This window comes from Flavobacterium franklandianum (assembly GCF_007097365.1).
GTDB lineage: Bacteria > Bacteroidota > Bacteroidia > Flavobacteriales > Flavobacteriaceae > Flavobacterium > Flavobacterium franklandianum.
In genome coordinates this window covers 38,151-57,403 of sequence record NZ_VJZR01000006.1, presented here as the reverse complement: position 1 = coordinate 57,403, position 19,253 = coordinate 38,151, and the positions used below count along the sequence as shown (strand labels likewise).

At 34.1% G+C, this 19,253-nt stretch carries 18 protein-coding genes and 1 tRNA gene; 8 read left to right on the top strand and 11 right to left on the bottom strand.

Going from position 1 to position 19,253, the window contains the following annotated elements; all coding sequences use genetic code 11:
- Positions 1-135: 135 nt before the first annotated feature.
- The gene (locus FNW17_RS08830) at positions 136-2,172 is read left to right on the top strand and encodes a ComEC/Rec2 family competence protein (protein ID WP_143389679.1); all 2,037 of its coding nucleotides are present in this window, start codon (positions 136-138) and stop codon (positions 2,170-2,172) included.
- A 3-nt stretch (positions 2,173-2,175) separates the two neighbouring features.
- On the opposite strand, the gene FNW17_RS08825 is transcribed toward FNW17_RS08830, so the two are convergent.
- The 5 genes from FNW17_RS08825 to FNW17_RS08810 all read right to left on the bottom strand — a co-directional run bounded on the left by FNW17_RS08825 (position 2,176) and on the right by FNW17_RS08810 (position 8,644).
- Positions 2,176-2,637 (bottom strand): thioredoxin family protein, encoded by a 462-nt coding sequence (locus FNW17_RS08825; RefSeq protein WP_144071453.1) that lies wholly within the window; start codon positions 2,635-2,637, stop codon positions 2,176-2,178.
- 44 nt (positions 2,638-2,681) lie between these two features.
- Entirely contained in the window at positions 2,682-4,487 is a 1,806-nt protein-coding gene (locus FNW17_RS08820) for a peptide MFS transporter (RefSeq protein WP_144071452.1), read from the bottom strand.
- 6 nt (positions 4,488-4,493) lie between these two features.
- On the bottom strand, positions 4,494-4,637 hold the full coding sequence (locus tag FNW17_RS16315) for a hypothetical protein (protein ID WP_185965287.1): 144 nt from the start codon (positions 4,635-4,637) through the stop codon (positions 4,494-4,496).
- 78 nt (positions 4,638-4,715) lie between these two features.
- Positions 4,716-6,392 (bottom strand): peptide MFS transporter, encoded by a 1,677-nt coding sequence (locus tag FNW17_RS08815; RefSeq protein WP_143389676.1) that lies wholly within the window; start codon positions 6,390-6,392, stop codon positions 4,716-4,718.
- 77 nt (positions 6,393-6,469) lie between these two features.
- On the bottom strand, positions 6,470-8,644 hold the full coding sequence (locus FNW17_RS08810) for a S9 family peptidase (protein ID WP_144071451.1): 2,175 nt from the start codon (positions 8,642-8,644) through the stop codon (positions 6,470-6,472).
- A gap of 153 nt (positions 8,645-8,797) precedes the next feature.
- Between FNW17_RS08810 and FNW17_RS08805 the strand changes: the two genes are divergently transcribed.
- The 4 genes from FNW17_RS08805 (at position 8,798) to FNW17_RS08790 (ending at position 11,677) form a co-directional block, all read left to right on the top strand.
- Entirely contained in the window at positions 8,798-9,049 is a 252-nt protein-coding gene (locus tag FNW17_RS08805) for a hypothetical protein (protein ID WP_143389675.1), read from the top strand.
- Positions 9,039-9,233, top strand: a complete 195-nt coding sequence (locus FNW17_RS08800; RefSeq protein WP_144071450.1) for a hypothetical protein — start codon at positions 9,039-9,041, stop codon at positions 9,231-9,233. Before FNW17_RS08805 ends, FNW17_RS08800 begins: the two co-directional genes overlap by 11 nt.
- 97 nt (positions 9,234-9,330) lie before the next feature.
- Positions 9,331-10,653 carry a hydroxymethylglutaryl-CoA reductase, degradative gene (locus FNW17_RS08795; RefSeq protein WP_144071449.1) on the top strand — a complete coding sequence of 441 codons (1,323 nt, stop codon included), beginning with the start codon at positions 9,331-9,333 and terminating at the stop codon, positions 10,651-10,653.
- A 106-nt stretch (positions 10,654-10,759) separates the two neighbouring features.
- Positions 10,760-11,677, top strand: a complete 918-nt coding sequence (locus FNW17_RS08790; protein ID WP_144071448.1) for a GYDIA family GHMP kinase — start codon at positions 10,760-10,762, stop codon at positions 11,675-11,677.
- 198 nt (positions 11,678-11,875) lie between these two features.
- Here the strand turns inward: FNW17_RS08790 and FNW17_RS08785 are convergent, their stop codons facing one another.
- The 6 genes from FNW17_RS08785 to FNW17_RS08760 form a co-directional block, all read right to left on the bottom strand.
- On the bottom strand, positions 11,876-13,975 hold the full coding sequence (locus tag FNW17_RS08785) for a peptidylprolyl isomerase (protein WP_144071447.1): 2,100 nt from the start codon (positions 13,973-13,975) through the stop codon (positions 11,876-11,878).
- 109 nt (positions 13,976-14,084) lie between these two features.
- Positions 14,085-15,344: a hemolysin family protein gene (locus FNW17_RS08780; protein WP_143389670.1), complete on the bottom strand. Its 1,260-nt coding sequence runs from the start codon at positions 15,342-15,344 to the stop codon at positions 14,085-14,087.
- Between the two features lie 3 nt (positions 15,345-15,347).
- Entirely contained in the window at positions 15,348-15,542 is a 195-nt protein-coding gene (locus FNW17_RS08775; protein ID WP_143389669.1) for a hypothetical protein, read from the bottom strand.
- A gap of 111 nt (positions 15,543-15,653) precedes the next feature.
- Entirely contained in the window at positions 15,654-16,208 is a 555-nt protein-coding gene (lptC, locus tag FNW17_RS08770) for an LPS export ABC transporter periplasmic protein LptC (protein WP_143389668.1), read from the bottom strand.
- 47 nt (positions 16,209-16,255) lie between these two features.
- Positions 16,256-17,506, bottom strand: a complete 1,251-nt coding sequence (locus FNW17_RS08765) for a hypothetical protein (protein WP_144071446.1) — start codon at positions 17,504-17,506, stop codon at positions 16,256-16,258.
- Positions 17,499-18,233, bottom strand: coding sequence for a type III pantothenate kinase (locus tag FNW17_RS08760; protein WP_144071445.1), 735 nt, complete (start codon positions 18,231-18,233; stop codon positions 17,499-17,501). The genes FNW17_RS08765 and FNW17_RS08760 overlap by 8 nt, the downstream gene beginning before the upstream one ends.
- A gap of 142 nt (positions 18,234-18,375) precedes the next feature.
- Between FNW17_RS08760 and FNW17_RS08755 the strand changes: the two genes are divergently transcribed.
- The 3 genes from FNW17_RS08755 (at position 18,376) to FNW17_RS08745 (ending at position 19,165) form a co-directional block, all read left to right on the top strand.
- Positions 18,376-18,448 (top strand) — tRNA-Phe (locus FNW17_RS08755).
- Between the two features lie 52 nt (positions 18,449-18,500).
- A complete protein-coding gene (locus FNW17_RS08750) occupies positions 18,501-18,782 on the top strand; it encodes a GIY-YIG nuclease family protein (protein WP_143389666.1) in 282 nt (93 codons plus the stop codon).
- Between the two features lie 101 nt (positions 18,783-18,883).
- Positions 18,884-19,165 (top strand): GIY-YIG nuclease family protein, encoded by a 282-nt coding sequence (locus FNW17_RS08745; protein ID WP_144071444.1) that lies wholly within the window; start codon positions 18,884-18,886, stop codon positions 19,163-19,165.
- Positions 19,166-19,253 lie beyond the last annotated feature (88 nt).

Below are 19,253 nucleotides of genomic sequence, written 5' to 3'. Positions count from 1 at the left end.
CAATACTATTATGATAAAAGGAAATATGAATGTGTTTCAAAATATTTTTTTGCAAAAAGAAACTCTTTCTTTTTACTTTTCATCAAATGCAAAGGAATGTGTTTTTGGTTAATAAAAATGTGTACTTTTATCAATATGAAAGTATTACAATTCCCTTTAGCGAGAATTACGATTGGTTTTTTGGCCGGAATTCTGGTTGGATATTACTTCAAACCTGATGTTGCATTTGCGTTTTCAACTCTTTTTATCGCTACTTGTGTTTTTGTTTTTACTTATTTCTGGTCGAAAAGGAATGCAATACTTACACTCTATTATGGTCTTGCTACCTATTTTCTTGCTTTTTCTATTGGCACAAGCACCCAAATCATCCACACGGATTCTTATCAGGAAAGCAACTACATTCATCAGAAAACGATTTTCGAAAAACCGCATTTGGTCTCGGTTACCATTCGAGAAAAACTGCGAAGTTCGGCTTATAACGACCGTTATATAGTGCTTGTGAAAAAGATTGACGATTCAGTAAATACGGGAAGAATGCTACTGAATATTCGAAAAGATAGTTTAAATCACCCTTTCGAAATTGGGACTAGTTTGCAAATCGATACTAATTTATACCAAAACCGTCCATCCAAAAATCCCAACCAATTTGATTATGGCAAATACCTTGAAGGCAAACAAATTTATGCCCAGTTGTATGCCGATGTTTCGAATATCAAAATCGGTTCTTTCATCGAAAAAGATGTTTGGTATTATACTTCGAAATTACGAACAAAAATCATTCGAAACTTGGAAGAAACTCATTTCAACAAAACCGAATTGAATGTTGCCATCGCCTTAATTTTAGGACAACAACAAGATATTTCACCAGAGATTATCCGGGATTATCAATTTGCCGGCGCGGTACATATTTTGTCGGTTTCGGGATTGCATATTGGATTTATATTGCTCTTTGTAACGTTACTTTTGAAGCCTTTTCCCAATACAAGACGTGGTTCGTTTATCAAGCTCATTATTATTTTGCTTTCATTATTTTCCTTTGGTTTGATTGCTGGTTTAGCGCCATCGGTGCTTCGCTCGGTTACGATGTTTTCGTTTGTCGCTATCGGAATGTATCTGCGAAGAAGCACCAATATTTTTCATACTTTATTGGTGTCGATGCTGCTCATTTTGCTAGTTCAACCTTCGTTTTTGTTTGATGTAGGTTTTCAGTTGAGTTATGTTGCCTTGTTTTTTATACTTTGGTTGCAACCTTTATTGGCTCAACTTTGGAAACCAAAAAACACAATCATCAATTACTTTTGGGAAATATTGACCGTTTCTTTTGCGGCACAAATTGGTACTTTGCCGTTGAGCATTTACTATTTTCATCAATTTCCAGGATTATTTTTTGTGACTAATTTGGTAATTATTCCATTTTTGAGTGTGATTATGGCTTTGGGAGTATTGGTAATGGTTTTGGCTGCTTTGGATTTTGTTCCCGTTTTTCTAGCCAAATCATTGGAGTGGAGCATTTATATTTTAAATAAAATAATCAACTCGATAGCTTCCTTAGAGCAATTCATCTTTCGGGATATTTCGTTCAATTGGCAGTTGCTATTGAGTTTGTATTTATTGATTATTGCCACGATTATTTGGTTCAAGAAACCCAACTTCAACAGATTGGCTTTTGTATTAATTACTGTAATTATTTTCCAAATTACCTACTTTCAAACCCATTGGACGATTAGAAACCAAAGTGAATTAATCATTTTCAACTCGAAGAAGAACACGCTTATTGCAGAACGAAATGGAGCCAACATCACTTTGTATGCTTGTGATAGTCTTTTAGAAATAGCAAATAAAAATCAAACTTTCACCTCCTATTTGATGGGAAATTTTAGTAATTTGAAAACCAAAAAAAGAATTCAAAACCTGATTTATTTTAAAGGAAAAAAAATCCTTATTTTGGACAGTTTAGGCGTTTATCCGACAGCCATTCGTCCCGATATTGTGGTGTTTACTCAATCTCCCAAAATAAATCTCGAACGTTTTCTGCAAACTTCCAAACCCAAAATGGTCATCGCTGATGCCTCGAATTACAGAAACATTCAAAAACTATGGAAGGCTACTTGCTTAAAAGAGAAAATCCCTTTTCACGCTACTGGCGAAAAGGGATTTTATAGTTTGGAATGAAAATTATTTTGTTTTCAGGATTCCATCAGCCACAGCGAGCCAAGCAGTAGGTCCGCCAGCAACATAACCAGTACTACCGATACCCGTAAAACTTGGTTTCCCTTCTTTTATCTTTGCCGTAGCAAAATAAATGGTTGGAAATCCCTGAATTCCGAACGCTTGTTGCAAACCATTGTTTTGAGCTTTAATCGCGTCTGATTGTGGTGTTCTTCTTGGATAATCCAATTCGACTAAAACTACATTTTTCTTTGCCCAAGCTAAAAATTCCGGAGTTTTCAAAACCTCTTTTTGCAAACGAATGCACCAACCGCACCAATCGCTTCCTGTGAAAAACAGCAGCATTGGTTTTTTAGTTTTATTGGATACCGATATCGCTTTGTTGATGTCGGTCTCCCATTTTAATCCTTGTGCTTGAACTCCAAAAGAGCCCATAGCTACTAATACTATTATAAATACTTTCCTCATTTTTTATATAATTTAATTCATTTTTCTTTTCAAAAATAATGCCATTATCTCACTCCATGCATCAATTTTTTGATGACAGGTTTCATTGCAATAGCAAAAACTCCTGCCACAACAGAAATCAGCGTCAGTATCCAAAAGAAGTAACTCAATCCGTGTTCATCGGCAATTTTATCGATGTTTTCGCCAAACATTCCGGCTCCTTTCATCCCAATGGCGACTGCAAGATACCAAACTCCAAACATAAATGCAATCATTCTGGCAGGAACCAATTTACTCACATAAGACAATCCCACTGGCGAAATACACAATTCGGCCATCGTATGGAAAAGATATACCAAAATCAACCAAATCATACTTACCGAAGCGGTCTTGGCTCCAGGCTCAATCCCGTTAGCTCCAAAAGCGATGCACGCCATTCCTAAAGCGAGCAATGCCATTCCGATTCCGTATTTATAATTTGCCGAAGGATTGTATTTGCTTTCCCACCATTTCGAAAATAATGGAGCTAATGAAATAATAAACAAAGAGTTCAAGGTTGAAAACCAGGTTGCAGGAACTTCGGTTAATGGTTCTGTCACTTTTTCGATTCTTAAAAAGGCTAAAGTTTCATCAGATAAAGACAAATAACCTGCGGTGTAATAATCTCTGGCCAACATCCAAAAAGCAATAATCCAAATAATGACAAAACTACTGCTTAAAATCACCGAAGCCAAGGTATATGTTTTGAAAGTTTGCTTGAACAACAACGTTAAAACCCAAGTGATAATCCCTAATGGCAAAATGGTCATCAAGGAATTTATTATCAAAAAAGCTACACTCCAATTGCCTTCCAAAACTCGGTTCGTATAATCCGAAGCGAAAATCGTTAAACTGTTAGGTGATTGCTCGAAAATGGCCCAAAAGAAAATAGTTAGAAAAGCAAAAAACGTAACCGCCATTAATTTTTCTCTTGTGATTTGGGAATATTGGGTAAATCTGTAAACCAATAACAATATAAATAAAATCAAAGCCGTTAAAATCGCAATCGAATTTCCGTTTTCGCCTAAAAAGCTAAAAACATCTATTTCTCCACCAGAAATTTTTGAAACAGGAGCATTTAAAATCCAAAGCAATCCTAAAGTTGCCATTATCCCAATTAATCCCAATTGAATTGGCGTAAACGGATTTCGTTTGTCGGTATCCGATATTTCAATTTTTGCCTTGCTGGCTGCATTTGGCTTTAAGCCAATGTCTCCAAAAATGCTTTGAGACAACCAAAACTGTAACATTCCGAAGAACATGAAAATACCTGCCAGTCCAAATCCATAACTCCAGCCTACTTTTTCGCCCAAATACCCGCAAAGCAATATTCCGAAAAAGGCACCAGCATTGACACCCATATAAAACAAAGTGTAAGCACCATCTTTTTTGTCGGGACGGTCTTTGTACATTTCTGAAATAATAGAAACCATATTCGGTTTAAAAAAACCATTACCAAAAACTAGCAAAATCAATCCGAGATAAATAGAAAACTCAGTTTCAACCGCCATTGATGCGTGTCCTAAAGTCATCAAACAAGCACCAATAACCACAGCCCATCGATACCCAATTTTTTTATCGGCAAAATAACCGCCCATCATAGTCGATAAGTAAACAAGTCCAACATAGGACCCAAAAAGTGAGGATGCATTCTCTCGCGACCATTCCCAACCTCCGTCCATTGCTGAAGCTGTTAAAAATAAAATGAGCAAAGAACGCATTCCGTAGAAGGAGAATCGCTCCCACATTTCGGTAAAAAACAAAATAAATAATCCTGGCGGATGCCCTAAAACGGGGCTCTTAAAAAACTGGTCGGTGGTGTTTTGAGACATAATTATTTATTTTACTTCCTGCATTAATTTTTTTACCAAAGGCGAAATTAGTATTAATAACAATCCCGCAATCAAGGCATAAATTGCCAATTGTTTGACAGACTTTCCTTTGAAATTTTGAATTTGTTCGATAGTTAATTTTTGTTCCATATCCGATGTCAATTAAAAAACAAACCTACAGGAATCTCTTGTAGGTTTGAAAGATATAAAAATATTTTTTAAATTTTATTAACGAATACCGTGCATCATTTTTTTCAAGAAAGGAGTCAATGCAAATAAAATTATGGCTGCAAGTCCTGTCAATATTACAAAAACCATAAAGAATTCGAATAAGTTGTGGATTTCAAATCCTGCAAAAACTGGATTATGATCACTAATTTGATTAGTTGCCAAGAGTTTTAATTGTTCCGCAGTTGGTGTAACCGTTTTATCTAAAATACCTTGCAAATCAATACCTAGCTCTTTAGCTTTAATGAATTTATCTCCAGTTGCTGGCATAATAGAGCCTAAAGTTCCCGCCAATGCATAACCCGAAGCATTGGACAAAAAGAAAACTCCGTATAATAAGGATGAGAAACGTTTTGGAGATAATTTTCCAACCAATGACAATCCGATTGGTGACAAACACAACTCTGCAGCGGTTTGAATTAAATACAAAAGAATCAACCATTTGATGGCAAGAAGACCACTGTTTCCTAAATCTTTTACGTTGTGAGCGATGATGAAATAACTCAAAGCAATCAAAGCCAATCCAAAAGCTTGTTTCATTGGCGAAATTGGCTCTCTGTCTTTGCTTCTCAAATAATCCCAAAGCATACTAAACGGAATGGCAAAAGCAACCACGAATAATCCATTAAAAATTTGAACCATTGACGGTGGCATATTCCATCCAAAGAAGTTTCTGTCGGTTTGATTATCAGCGATAAATGTCAAAGAAGACCCCGCTTGTTCGAAAGCTGCCCAAAAGAAAATGATAAAGAAAGCAACAATATATATTACAAATATTCTATCTCGCTCTATTTTAGTCAATGAAGTATCCGAAACAATTAATCCAGCCAAAGTTAAACCACTAGAATAAATCAAGGTGTAAATTAAATTTTGGTCAAAAACAAAATGAATTATTGCTCCTAATGTCAAAAACATAATTCCGGCTATTATCAATGCTTTTTGGGAAAAAACTGCTTTTTGAGATTCACCCTCTTCAAAATCCGAAGCATCATTTTTTGATGGTAATCCGCCAAGTGGTTTTCCATCCGGAGTAACAACATATTTATTTTTTAATACATAAAAAACAGCAGTTCCAATCAACATTGCTATTGATGCTGCCAAGAATCCCCATTTGAAAGCGTGAATATCACGAATTCCGGCGTCGTCTTTTACATCTCCAACAATTGGACAAATAAGTTGCCCTAAGAAAGCTCCTAAGTTAATTCCCATATAGAAAATGGTAAAGGCAGTATCTAGTTTACTTTTTTCTTGTTTTGGATACAAACTTCCCACCATACTGGAAATATTGGGTTTAAAAAAACCGTTTCCAAAAATAATAATTCCCAATGCCGACCACATTAAAGTGGTTGCCAAACTGATATTCGTACCGAAAACACTAGCGCTGGCAAACAATAAAAATTGTCCAATCGCCATCATCAAACCGCCTAATAAAATACAATTTCTATTTCCAAAAAAACGGTCTGCTACAAAACCACCTAACATTGGAGTTAAATAACACAATCCGAGAAAACCTCCGTATATCAAAGAAGCATCTTCCTCTTTCATCATTAACGAATTCACGAGGAATAATGTTAGGATTGCCCGCATTCCATAGAAATTGAAACGTTCCCACATTTCTGTTCCAAATAACACCCAAAGTCCTTTTGGATGTCTTGTTTTTACTGCTGCTTCACTCATATTATTTATTTTGGTTAAGGTTATGTTATAAATTATTTTTTACTCTTAGATCCATCATCACAAACTGTGACGACATTTTATAAATTATTTTGTATAAAATTAGTCATTTTATTGAACAATTGTATTCTTGTATATCCACCATAGATTCCGTGATTTTTGTCGGGATAAATTTGGGAGTCAAATTGTTTATTGGCTTGGATCAAAGCTTCCATCATTTGCATGGAATTTTGCACATGAACATTATCGTCACCCGATCCGTGTATCAATAAATATTTTCCTTTCAATCTTTCTACAAAATTTATTGGGGAATTGTCGTCATATCCGCTAGGGTTTTCTTGTGGAGTTTGCATATATCTTTCGGTATAGACGCTGTCGTAAAAACGCCAATTCGTTACTGGAGCAACCGCAATCGCCATTTTGAAAACGTCATTTCCTTTCAAAATACAATTACTGGACATAAAACCACCATACGACCAACCCCAAATTCCGATTCGTGCTTTATCGACATAAGGATAATTTCCTATTATTTTGGCGGCATCAATTTGGTCTTCGACTTCGTATTTCCCTAATTGTTTGTAGGTTACTTTTTTAAAATCAGCGCCTTTATAACCTGTTCCACGCCCGTCAACACAAGCTACAATATAACCATGTTGTGTCAACATCATAAACCAATATTCGTTATAACTCCCCCATCCATTTACAACTTGTTGCGAACCTGGTCCAGAATATTGAATCATAAAAACAGGATATTTTTTATTGGGATTAAAATCCTTTGGTTTCATAATCCAAGCATTTAGTTCATTGCCTTTCTCTGTTTTGAGTACAAAAAACTCTTTTTGCGGCAATTTGGATGCTTTTAATTTGGATGCCAAAGCTTCGTTATTTTCAATTACCTGAATTTGTTTTCCTGTTTTAGAATCGTTCAAAGTATAGATCGTTGGCTGAGCAGCCGTCGAAAGGGAATTGATAAAATATTGAAAATTGGGACTGAAAGTTGCTCCGTTTGTTCCCAAATTTAGAGACAATCTTGTTTTGTTTTTTCCTTCTAAACTTATTCTATAGACGTCCCTGTTGATGGAGCCATTCTCTGTCGATTGATAAAAAATAGTGCTCGTTTTCTCATCAAAACCATAATATTCGGTCACTTCCCAATTGCCTTTGGTCACCTGATTGATTAATTTACCTGTTTTATCGTACCAATAAATATGGTTGAAACCATCTTGTTCTGAGGTCCAAATAAAACTGTTGTCATTCAGGAAAGTCAAATTATCTTTATCGATAAAATCAATGTAGGATTTATCTTTTTCGTTCAAAACCACTTTTGTAGCCGCCGTTGTTCCATCTACAAAAAGCAAGTCCAGATTATCCTGATGGCGATTTACTATTTTTGCGGATAAAATATTGGCGTCATTTGTCCATTCAATCCTTGGAATATAAAAATCATTGTATTGGCTTAAATCTACTTTTTTGGTGGTTTTCGAATCGACAGTGTATAAATGCAAAGAAACCGATGAGTTTTTTTGGCCAGCTTTTGGGTATTTGAAAGTTTCAATTTTTGGATATAAATTTTTTCCAAAAATTGACATTGAATATTCTGGAACCTGACTTTCGTCAAAACGAATAAACCCTATTTTCTTGCTGTCTTTGCTCCAATCGAAAGCTCTCACAAAAGCAAATTCTTCTTCATAAACCCAATCAGTAATACCGTTGATGATTTCATTTTTCTTTCCGTCACTTGTAATTAGGCTGTTGGTTTTTGAAGCTACATCGAAAATATAAATATTATTTTCCTTGACATACGCTATCATTTTTCCATCGGGCGAAAAAGTTGGCTCTTGCACTTGCTCTAGAATTTTAGTTAATTCTTTGGTTTCAAGATTATACAGAAAATAATTGGCAGAAAAGGAATGGCGGTAAATTTCATTCTTGTTGTTAGCAATCAACAGCTGCTTTTCGTCGGAACTAAAAATATAACTATCGATTCCTTCGAATAATTTACTTTGATTTTTGGTCTCGATTAATGTGTTTACTTTTTTTAAAGTAGCAAAATCAAATACATCAATTTGCAAACTTCCAGAGGCTTCATCAGAATTTAAAACCGTATATTGATTGGTATTTTTCATCGATTGCAATTCGACCATTCCTTTAGCTTCAAATTGTCCGGTATAAATAGCTTCGACGGTGATTTTTTGTTGTGCAAAAACAGAAGTTAACAGCAACAAAAACAGTAAGTTAATCTTATTTGAAATCATTAATTATATTTTAATTTAAACGATTCCAATTTTAGTGAAAATTTTACAATTATTTCACATTCCAACTGTTAAATGTTAAAAAAAAGAAACGAGGTGCAAAACTCAGTTACAAACCAATTTTTTACTAATTTTGAATTCTATAAAAAAATGAATATGGAAACGATCAAAATCGAATTTCAATCTAACATAAAGGAAAAACTAATCGAATTTTTGAATTCTTTTTCTAAAAGCGAATTGCATATTATTGAGGAAGATAGTCAAATTATAGAGGACATATCTTTTGATGAATATCGAAATAGCTTGCATCTCGAAGACAAGAAAATTGAGTCGGGAGAAAGTAAATTATACGATATTGACGAATTAGATGCTATGCTAGAAAAAACAATTTCTAAATATGAAAATTAATTTTTCTGAAAAATTTTATTTTTTACTAAACGAAATAATTAATTTCATAGCGAAAGACAAACCAGAAGCTTCTAGGAAATTTAAAAAAGATTTGATTCTTGCCATCAAAAAAGATTTAAAATTTCCATACAATTACAAAAAATCTTATTATTTCGAGGACGATACTCATCGGGATTACACATAAAGGTTATACTATAACTTTAAAAGTTGATGATGCAAAACAATTAGTTATTGTTATTGGCATTATCAAAAACAAATATTCCTACTAGAACCAAATCACAATGCCAAACACTATCGCAGGATTTTCAAAATTATCCAAAGAAGAAAAAATAAATTGGATTACCGCAGCATACTTTTCTAATCCTCAAGAAGCCATTTCGATCCTAAAAAACTACTGGAATTCGGACGAAAAACTCCAGAAATTACACGATGAATTTATCGAAAACACGATAAGCAATTTCTACATTCCGCTTGGTGTTGCGCCTAATTTTTTGATTAACGGAAAATACAACAGCATTCCGATGGCGATTGAAGAAAGTTCCGTAGTTGCCGCAGCCTCTAAAGCAGCTAAGTTTTGGTCCACTCGTGGCGGTTTTAAAGCCACCGTTATCAATACCGAAAAAATTGGACAAGTACACTTTATTTTCAAAGGCGATGTTACAAAATTGACTTCATTCTTTGCCCAAACTAAAACAAAATTCTACACTAACACCGAAAGCATTACCAAAAACATGCAAAAACGTGGTGGCGGAATTCTTGATATTGAATTGAGAGACAAAACTAATTTGTTGCCCAATTATTATCAATTACACGCTACTTTTGAAACGAAAGATTCGATGGGCGCCAATTTTATCAATTCGTGTTTGGAGCAATTTGCAAAAACACTGAAAGAAGAAGCTCAAAATTATGATTCCTTTTCCGAAGAAGAGAAAGACATCGAAGTGGTGATGAGCATTCTCTCGAATTATGTTCCCAATTGTATCGTGCGTGCCGAAGTTTCTTGCCCAGTTGAAGATTTAGCCGAAAAGCATATCGAAAACCCAAAAGCATTTGTTGAAAGATTCATTCGAGCGATTCAAATCGCCGAAGTAGAACCTTTTCGAGCAGTAACCCACAACAAAGGAATTATGAACGGAATCGATGCTGTAGTGCTCGCCACAGGCAATGATTTCCGTGCTGTAGAAGCTGGAATTCACGCTTACGCTTCTCGAAACGGAAGTTATTCGAGTTTGTCACACGCCAAAATCGAAAATGATATTTTTACTTTTTGGTTAGAAGTTCCGTTAGCTTTAGGAACTGTTGGCGGATTGACTTCGTTGCATCCTTTGGTAAAATTATCTTTAGAAATGCTCGAAAATCCATCGGCAAAGGAATTGATGCAGTTTGTAGCAGTTGCTGGTTTGGCACAAAATTTTGCTGCTTTGCGTTCGTTAACTACTACCGGAATTCAGGACGGTCATATGAAAATGCACTTGAACAATATCCTGAACCAATTTGAAGCTAATGATGAGGAAAGAGTTTTGATTCGGAAACATTTCAAGCATCACGTGGTTTCACATAGCGCTGTTGTTGAATATATTGAAACTTTAAGAAGAACTGTTTAGAAATTGGCCACAGATTAAACGGATACAACAGATTAACACCGATTTTATTTAAAATTAATTAGTCGTTTAAAAAAATTTGCGACTTTGAGCCTTCGTGGCAAAACTTATGAAAAAAGAATTTTACAGTAACGGAAAACTATTAATCACGGGAGAATATCTGGTTCTTGATGGTGCCAAAGCATTCGCGCTGCCTACCAAATTTGGACAAAACCTAATTATTGAAGAAGGAAAAAATAAAGAAATAAAATGGATTAGTTACGATGCTGACGGCAGTATTTGGCTCGACTTCCAACTTTCATTTCATGACATTTTAAAAAAAAACACGCTCGAAGAATCTGAGTCTGCAAAAAACACTTTAATCGGAATTTTACATCAAAGTTATTTGTTAAACCCTGATTTTATTGACAATTCCGAAGGGTATCAAATAACCACTCAATTGACTTTTCCTAGAAATTGGGGTTTGGGAACTTCCTCCACTTTAATCAATAATATTGCACAATGGCTAAAGATTGACGGCTTTGTTTTGCTCAACAATAGTTTTGGTGGTAGCGGATATGATATTGCTTGTGCTCAAAATAACAGTCCAATTTTGTATCATTTGGAGAATGGCAGTCCAATAGTCGAAAAAGTAACTTTCGAACCTAAATTTTCTGAAAATTTACACTTCGTTTATTTGGATAAAAAGCAAAACAGCAAAGCGGCTATCGCTTCTTATTATAACAATAAAAACAAGGAATTAGCCGAAGAAATTGTAGAAAATAACAAAATAACCTCAGCTGTTTTAAAGGCGAAAACCATTCGTGAATTTGCAATAGCTTTAGAAGAACACGAAGCTAAAATGAGTAATATTCTCGAAATGCAAACTATAAAAGAATCCTTGTTTCCAGATTTTAATGGTATCATAAAAAGTCTTGGCGCTTGGGGCGGTGATTTTGTATTGGCGATTTCTAAAGAAAATCCTGTTGATTATTTCACTGGAAAAGGATTTAAAACTATAATATCTTATAAAGATATGATTCTGTAATCCTGTTTAATTTCAAAATGTAAATTAAAAAACTCTGCTATTTGTCATTTCAACAAAGGAGAAATCTTAACAAATGTGAGCAACAAGGGAAGATTACTCCTTTGTCGGAATGACAAATACACTAGAAGTAATTCTATAAAAAAACCCGTTTAGTTTCCTAAACGGGTTTTTAAATTTTCAGTACACTACACTTTCAATCTAATAATTGAATTGTTTTCTGTTGTCTTTAATTTCAGCTTTGTCTTTTAATGCTGGCAAAACTCTGTTTATATCTCCTGCACTTTGCGTTTTCAATTTGGCTACATAAGCGGTATGATCTTTCAAAGCTGGTGCTTTTACAGTGTTTGTGTTTTTCACAACATAAACGCCAGTATTTCCTTCGATTGGAGCTGAAAGCTTACCCGTTGTTAATGCAAAGGCGTTTCCAACAACTTTTGGTTCTTGACCCACACCACCTGTTAGTACTGGATTTTCCATAGTAACATCAGTAGCCTGTTGTACAGCTGAACCAGTAGCTTTTGCAATCGCTTCTAATGAAGTTCCTGTCATTTTTGCTTTGATTAATTCGGCTTTTTTCTTGTTTTTAAGTATTGGCTCCACATATGAACGAACCAAATCAACTGCCATTAATCCTTCTGGATTTATTTTTTTAACTTTTGCAATAATGTTACCTAAATTGGCAACTTCAAACCTTTTTACCGCACCTACATCTGTTCCGTCTTCAAAAGCCCAACTTACAATATTTCTTTGGTTACCCAATGGTCCGAAAGCTTCGTCCATAGCTTTTACTGTAACTGGAGGCGAAACTGTAAGTTTCATTGCTGTTGCTGATTTTGCAAAATCTTTTTCGGCGGCATCCATTTCAAATTGAGTAGCTTGAGTAAATACTTTGTCCGAAGTAGCTTCTGATGCTTCTACTTTTTGAGCAACTGTTGCTAGACGAATTCCATCTTGTTTGTCTGTAACTTTGATAATGTGAAAACCGAAAGGAGTTTCTACTAATCCAACTTTACCAATAGGATTGCTAAAAACAAAATCGTTGAATGGTTTTACCATTTGGTTTGGACCAAAATAACCTAAATCACCACCTTGCTGCGAAGAGGAATCATCAGAAGCTGTGAAAGCCAACATTAAGAAACTATCAGGACTTGCATTTACCTGAGCCAAAAGTGATTCTGCTTTCGCTTTTGCTTCTTCTTTTGTTCTTTTTTCTTTTTGATTTGGAACCTGAGTACCTTCGTAGCTAATCAAGATGTGACTTGCTTTTGCATTTACTCCTACTTTTCTACCCATAGATTTAGACAGACAATAGTATTTTCCGAACATATAAGGACCGTAGATTTCGCCCGGAGCTAAATTGTATAATTTATCAGCATCGACAGCTGGTAAATCTTTTTTGGCAACATAAGTAGAATCATAAGGAATGTCAGAATTTGCGTTTACATATTCCATTACATTTGTTGCAGATCTAAAACTTGACAAAGTATCATTTTTTCCAGTTTGTGTGTTGTAAACTACACTTCCTGACAATAATCCGTTGATTTTAGCTTTTATCTCAGCTTCGTCCTCTGGAGATGCTTTGTCTTCGATTAAAACATATTCGATTTCACGATTTTCGTCTGCTTTGTATTTTTTTTCATTCTTTTTCATGAAAGCTACAATCTCGTCGTCAGCAACTTTTACATCGCTATCTTTTATGGTAGAATACAATCCGGCAACATAAGCAAAACTAACTTTGTTTGCTTCCATTTCGTATTTGAATTTTCCTTCACTTTCAGTGGTGAATGTACCCGCTTTTATCATTGTAGCATACATTTGATATTTTGCGTTTAGCTCAGCATCTTTTTCTCTACCACTTACATATTGAGCGATTTCTGGATTTGTTTTGATGGCTTCTTTAAATTTAGCTTCGTCAAAAAATCCTGCTGAATTCAAAAACATTGGATTTTTACCAATGTTTTGATCTGATTTCAAAACCTCCATTATATGCTTGGCTCCCACTCTCAAACCTAATTTGTCAAATTCTGAGGTTAGCAAAGCAATAGATACTTCTTGGTCCCAAACTCTATTTGCTGCTGCTGTAGGAGTAACTCCTTGTTGACTTTTTTCGACATTGCTCACTTTAAGTCTAAAATCTTCAAATGGAATGTCTTTTCCGTTAACACTACCTACATCATTTGAACTTTTACCAAAGCTACCTTTAGTAAAAACATCCCCTGCAATAAATGCAAATAAACAAAATCCAATAACTACTATCAATAATGCGGAACGTTGTCTAATTTTTTGTAAAACTGCCATTTTTATTTTTATTAATTTTTATATTCAGGTTGCGAAAATACAATTATCTAGTTAATAATTATAATAGTCGCGCTATAATTTACAAGAAAATTTGATTTCCTAAAAAAAATCATTCTTTTATTGTCATTTTAACCAATTCTATTTTTTTGTTGGTGGCTTCTTCGATGATAAAATGGTAGTTTCCAATGGTAATTATATCGCCTTTTTGAGGGATTTCTTTAGTAGAATCTACTATAAAACCACCCAATGTTCCATAAGAATCACTTTCGGGAATATCCAATTTGTAGGTTTGGTTTAAATACTCCACATCCAATCGAGTTGAAAAAAGATAAATACCGTCTTCTACTTCTTCTTCAGTTAATTCTTCATCTGAATCGTGTTCGTCTTCAATCTCTCCAAAAAGCTCTTCAACTATATCTTCTATGGTAATAATTCCGGAAGTCCCACCGTATTCATCTAGAATCACGGCTACGCTTTTTCTTTTTTTGGTTAGCAAATTCATTGCGTCTTTAATAAAAATAGTCTCGGGAACAAATTCAACCGGTATGAGTATTGAGTTGATGTTTTTTGGTTTTTTGAATAAATCAAAGGAATGTACATATCCTACGATATCATCAATTGAGTTACTAAAAATTACAATTTTCGAATAGCCTGTTTCTATAAACAAATCTTTTAAATCGGTTACAGAATCGAATAAATCCATAGCGACAATTTCGGTTCTGGGAGTCATAATATCTCGCGCTTTTACTCCTGAGAAATCTAAAGCGTTTTGAAAAATTTGTATTTCAGAATCCATTTCATCGTTTTTTTCAACTGTACTCATTTGTTCAGTAATATAATTTCCGAGTTCGGCTTTGCTAAAATACAACGACACTTGATCGCCTTTGGTTTTAAAGAATTTAATTAAAATAACATCCGAAATCCAAATGATAGACGAGGAAAGGTAATAGAAGAAAAGGTAAAAGCCATAAGCAGGAAGTGCAAAAACTTTGATTAATATATTGGCATAAATCTGGAAGAAGACCTTGGACAAAAACTCGGCTGTAGCCAAAATAAGTATCGCAGATATAATTGTTTGAAGTAAAACATTCCAAAAATCAGAAAAATGAAATCCTATATTTTCTATCCAAATCATCACTAAATCGCCCATCAAAAATCCATATATAACCAATGCAATGTTTTTGCCAATGAGCATTGCAGCAATGAATTTTGAAGGATTCTCGGTAAGTTTTGAAAGAATTTTTGAAATGAAATTGTCCTGTTTTTTTTCTATTTCAAGGTAAATTTTATTGGATGAAACAAAAGCAATTTCCATTCCCGAAAAGAAAGCACATAGTATTAAACACCAAACGATAATACCAATTTCCATAATTTAGGACTTACTGTTTCTATCTTCGAATTTTTTGGCAAATCTCCTTCTGAAAAAAAACATAAAAATAGAAAGGACTGTAATTCCTAAAAAAAGATACGCCTGATCTTTTTCATTATCCCAAATTTCAATGGCTCGAATTGCAAAAATGATTGCGGCTACTAAATAAATGTATGGAGTGTATTTTAAATATTTCATATCTGTAAATTTTGATTTTTAAGCGGTCATATATGGCATCGCCTTTTTACTTATCCGTGTTTGCTTGCGCAAAATTTTTGTTAATGGCGATTTTAATAGCAAAAGTTATATTTATTGGTCAGATTCAATTTCCCCAGCAATTTTTTGTGAATTAATCACTTTAAAATCTTTGCTAAAATCGATTCCCTGACCGTTTGAAGTGCCTTTTGGATCTGTAAATTTAAAGCTTTTTTCCGTAAAAAACCATTCGTTTTTTTGGTCAAAATACAATTGGTCTGTTTCAAGAATTTGTCCGTCTTGTGAAGTGATTTTTACATTTCCTTTCAAATCGATAATATTTGTCGATTTGTAAGAAGTAGCAAAATCAGCTAAAATAATGGTTCTTTTGTTGTTTTTGTCATACAAAGTTACATCTATTCCTTTTGGAAAATCAGTAAAAGGAAAAGTAACATTGGCATATTCCATCATTTTTGGACTGACCAAAACAGCAGTAATTCGACCAGAATCAGTATATTTTAAATTTATTTTTTCGGCTTCACCGCTGGGAACAAACTCCGAGAAATTACTTTTTTGAACTTCTTTAAAATTACTTTCACATCCCAAAAACAGTGTCACAGCACTATGCAAAACAGCGAAACGGAAAGAGTGTTTTTTTAGAAAATTCATTTGCAAAACGGGAACAGATTAGAGGATTTTAACCCTTGATTTAACTCTTAACGGTATTTGTTTTTTACAAACCATTTATCGTTAAGCGAGAATCCTATGTTTAAGATGAAATAGTTTTCCTGAACTAAATTATTTGAAGTGGTTCCTTTTTTTCCAAATTCAAAACCAACGTTCAAATTAGACAAAGAACCTGTAATGGGCAATCCAACTCCTAAAGTCATCCCGACATCATTTATTGCGGTAGAATTGACTATTAATCCCGTTTTTTCGTAAACAAAACCTCCTCGATACGTGATTCTTTTGGCATAACTAAAAAACGGATTTGTTGTAGGCGTGTAGAAACCTCCAAAGCCATATCTTTGATATTTACTATACGTTACATTGTTTAAAGTATTGTAGGTGTTGTATAATTTGCCAATTTCTTGAAACGCAATATCAGTCCCAAAAGCCCATTTTTTGACATCTCCAATACCCAAACCAAAAGTCCATTTTTGGGGTAATTGCAAATCGGTTTTGGTAGTAACCGTATCATAAGAATCAACATCTGTATAATCAAAGTCTGAATTAATTGTGACTGTGCTTATGGTTCTGTCGTTGTTAGAAACTAAGGTACTTTTTGGAGTGTATGTCAAACTGCTAAAAAGTGTTATTTTATCTTTTAATTTGTATTGATACATCAAACCAAAGTTGAGATTTAAACCTGTCAAATCACTTACATTCAATTCACGAGATCCTATTGGAACATAAGGTATGAATTCTACACTATTAGTTTGAATTTTTCCGAAATTATAATAAGCGGTTGCACCAATACTTAGATTAGGCAATACTCTATATCCTGTACCTAAAAAAACTCTATTCATGCCACCCCAACCATTGAAACGTTTACTATTTTGAGAACCATCTTGGTAGATGTTTTCTATTTTATATCCTACAGAAGAATAGGGAATCAAACCAAAACCTGCTCCAAATTTTCCAAGCGGAACTGCTAAAGCTAAATAATCTAAAGTGGTTCTTTTAGCGGTTGCACTAGATGTTCCTGATTTTTGTTTGGTATTGCTACTGCTTGCGGCAAGTGTGAAATTAGTCCATTTTAAGTTTCCATATCCAGCGGGATTCTGGAAATTGATTCGTGTACTATCAGGAATCATTGAAATTCCTCCCATCGAGCGGCTTTCTACATTTCCGTTAAACCTAGACTCCCCAATTCCATAAAATGAATACGGTGAGGACGTACCCTCTTGTGAAAACACAACTAATGACAACAATAAACAAGAGCTTATTAGAAATTTTTTAATCATTTTTGATTTTATATTGAAATGTTTGATTCAAACTTTCAAGAAGGAAATTTGAATTGGCAAATATGGTATTTTTTAATCGTTTAGCCAAAAAAACTGAGTCTCCACCCGTTAAAATTATTATAAATTTTGAATATTGGCCCTTTATTTCGGCTATGCAACCCTCAATTTCAAATACTAACCCATTAACGACTCCTGAATGAATAGATTCTGAGGTAGACTTACCTATAAAACGTTTGGGTTTTTCTAAAGTCAGCAAGGGTAATTTTGCTGTAAAATGATGCAATGATTCGTATCGTAATCTCAAGCCAGGCGAGATTGCCCCACCAAGATAATTATCGTTTTCGTCGATAAAATCGTAAGTCACACAAGTCCCCGCATCTATCACCAATCTATTTTGATTGGGATATTGAAGTATTGCACCCGCAGCTAGAACCATTCTATCAATACCCAAAGTTTGTGGTGTTTCATAACAATTGACAAAAGGAAAGGGATCGGTTTGTGACACAAAATGAATATTTACCGCATCTTTAAAGCTAATAAATGCTTGTTTTTCGACATCTGAAACCGATGCTATGACTAAATGAGTTGTATTTTTATACTTTTCTAAAATATTTTCAATACTTTTTTCAAGCGCTGTTTTTAGAAAAACAAAAGATTCCAAAAGGGTATTATCCTCAAAAACAGCGGCTTTAATTCTGGTATTTCCCACATCAACAGCTAGAATCATAATTTATATTTAACGCTGCGAAGATACGAATAGATTTTTTTTAATAATTGTTTTGTATAAATTAAAAATCATTCTATATTTGCACCCGCAAACAAGTTTAGTGAACTCCAAATTAAATAAGAGTAAAGTGAGCTATTAGCAAGGTACCTTAGCTCAGATGGTAGAGCAATGGACTGAAAATCCATGTGTCCCTGGTTCGATCCCTGGAGGTACCACAAAACCCACTCAAACGAGTGGGTTTTTTGTTTTTATTACTACTTTTGGAGTATGTATCAACTTTACATCCTATATTCTCCATCTTCAGCTAAATTTTATGTTGGTGAAACATATAATATAAACGAAAGAATTCTAAAACATAATCAACACTCCTATGCAGGTTCTTTTACAAAAATTGCAAATGATTGGGAATTAGTCTTACTCTTTAATTGTCAAAACAAAGAAGAAGCTGTTTTTCTTGAAAACTTTATTAAGAGAATGAAAAGTAAAAATTTTATCAAAAAAATTATTGCCAATCCTTCTATTCTTGGAGATGTTTTATCAAAAAAATAAAAAACCATGTGTCCCTGGTTCTCCCGAAGCTTCGGGACTGGAGGTACCACGAAACCCACTCAAACGAGTGGGTTTTTTGTTTTTATTACTACTTTTGGAGTATGTATCAACTTTACATCCTATATTCTCCATCTTCAGCTAAATTTTATGTTGGTGAAACATATAATATAAACGAAAGAATTCTAAAACATAATCAACACTCCCATGCAGGTTCTTTTACAAAAATTGCAAATGATTGGGAATTAGTCTTACTCTTTAATTGTCAAAACAAAGAAGAAGCTGTTTTTCTTGAAAACTTTATTAAGAGAATGAAAAGTAAAAATTTTATCAAAAAAATTATTGCCAATCCTTCTATTCTTGGAGATGTTTTATCAAAAAAATAAAAAACCATGTGTCCCTGGTTCTCCCGAAGCTTCGGGACTGGAGGTACCACGAAACCCACTCAAACGAGTGGGTTTTTTGTTTTTTATA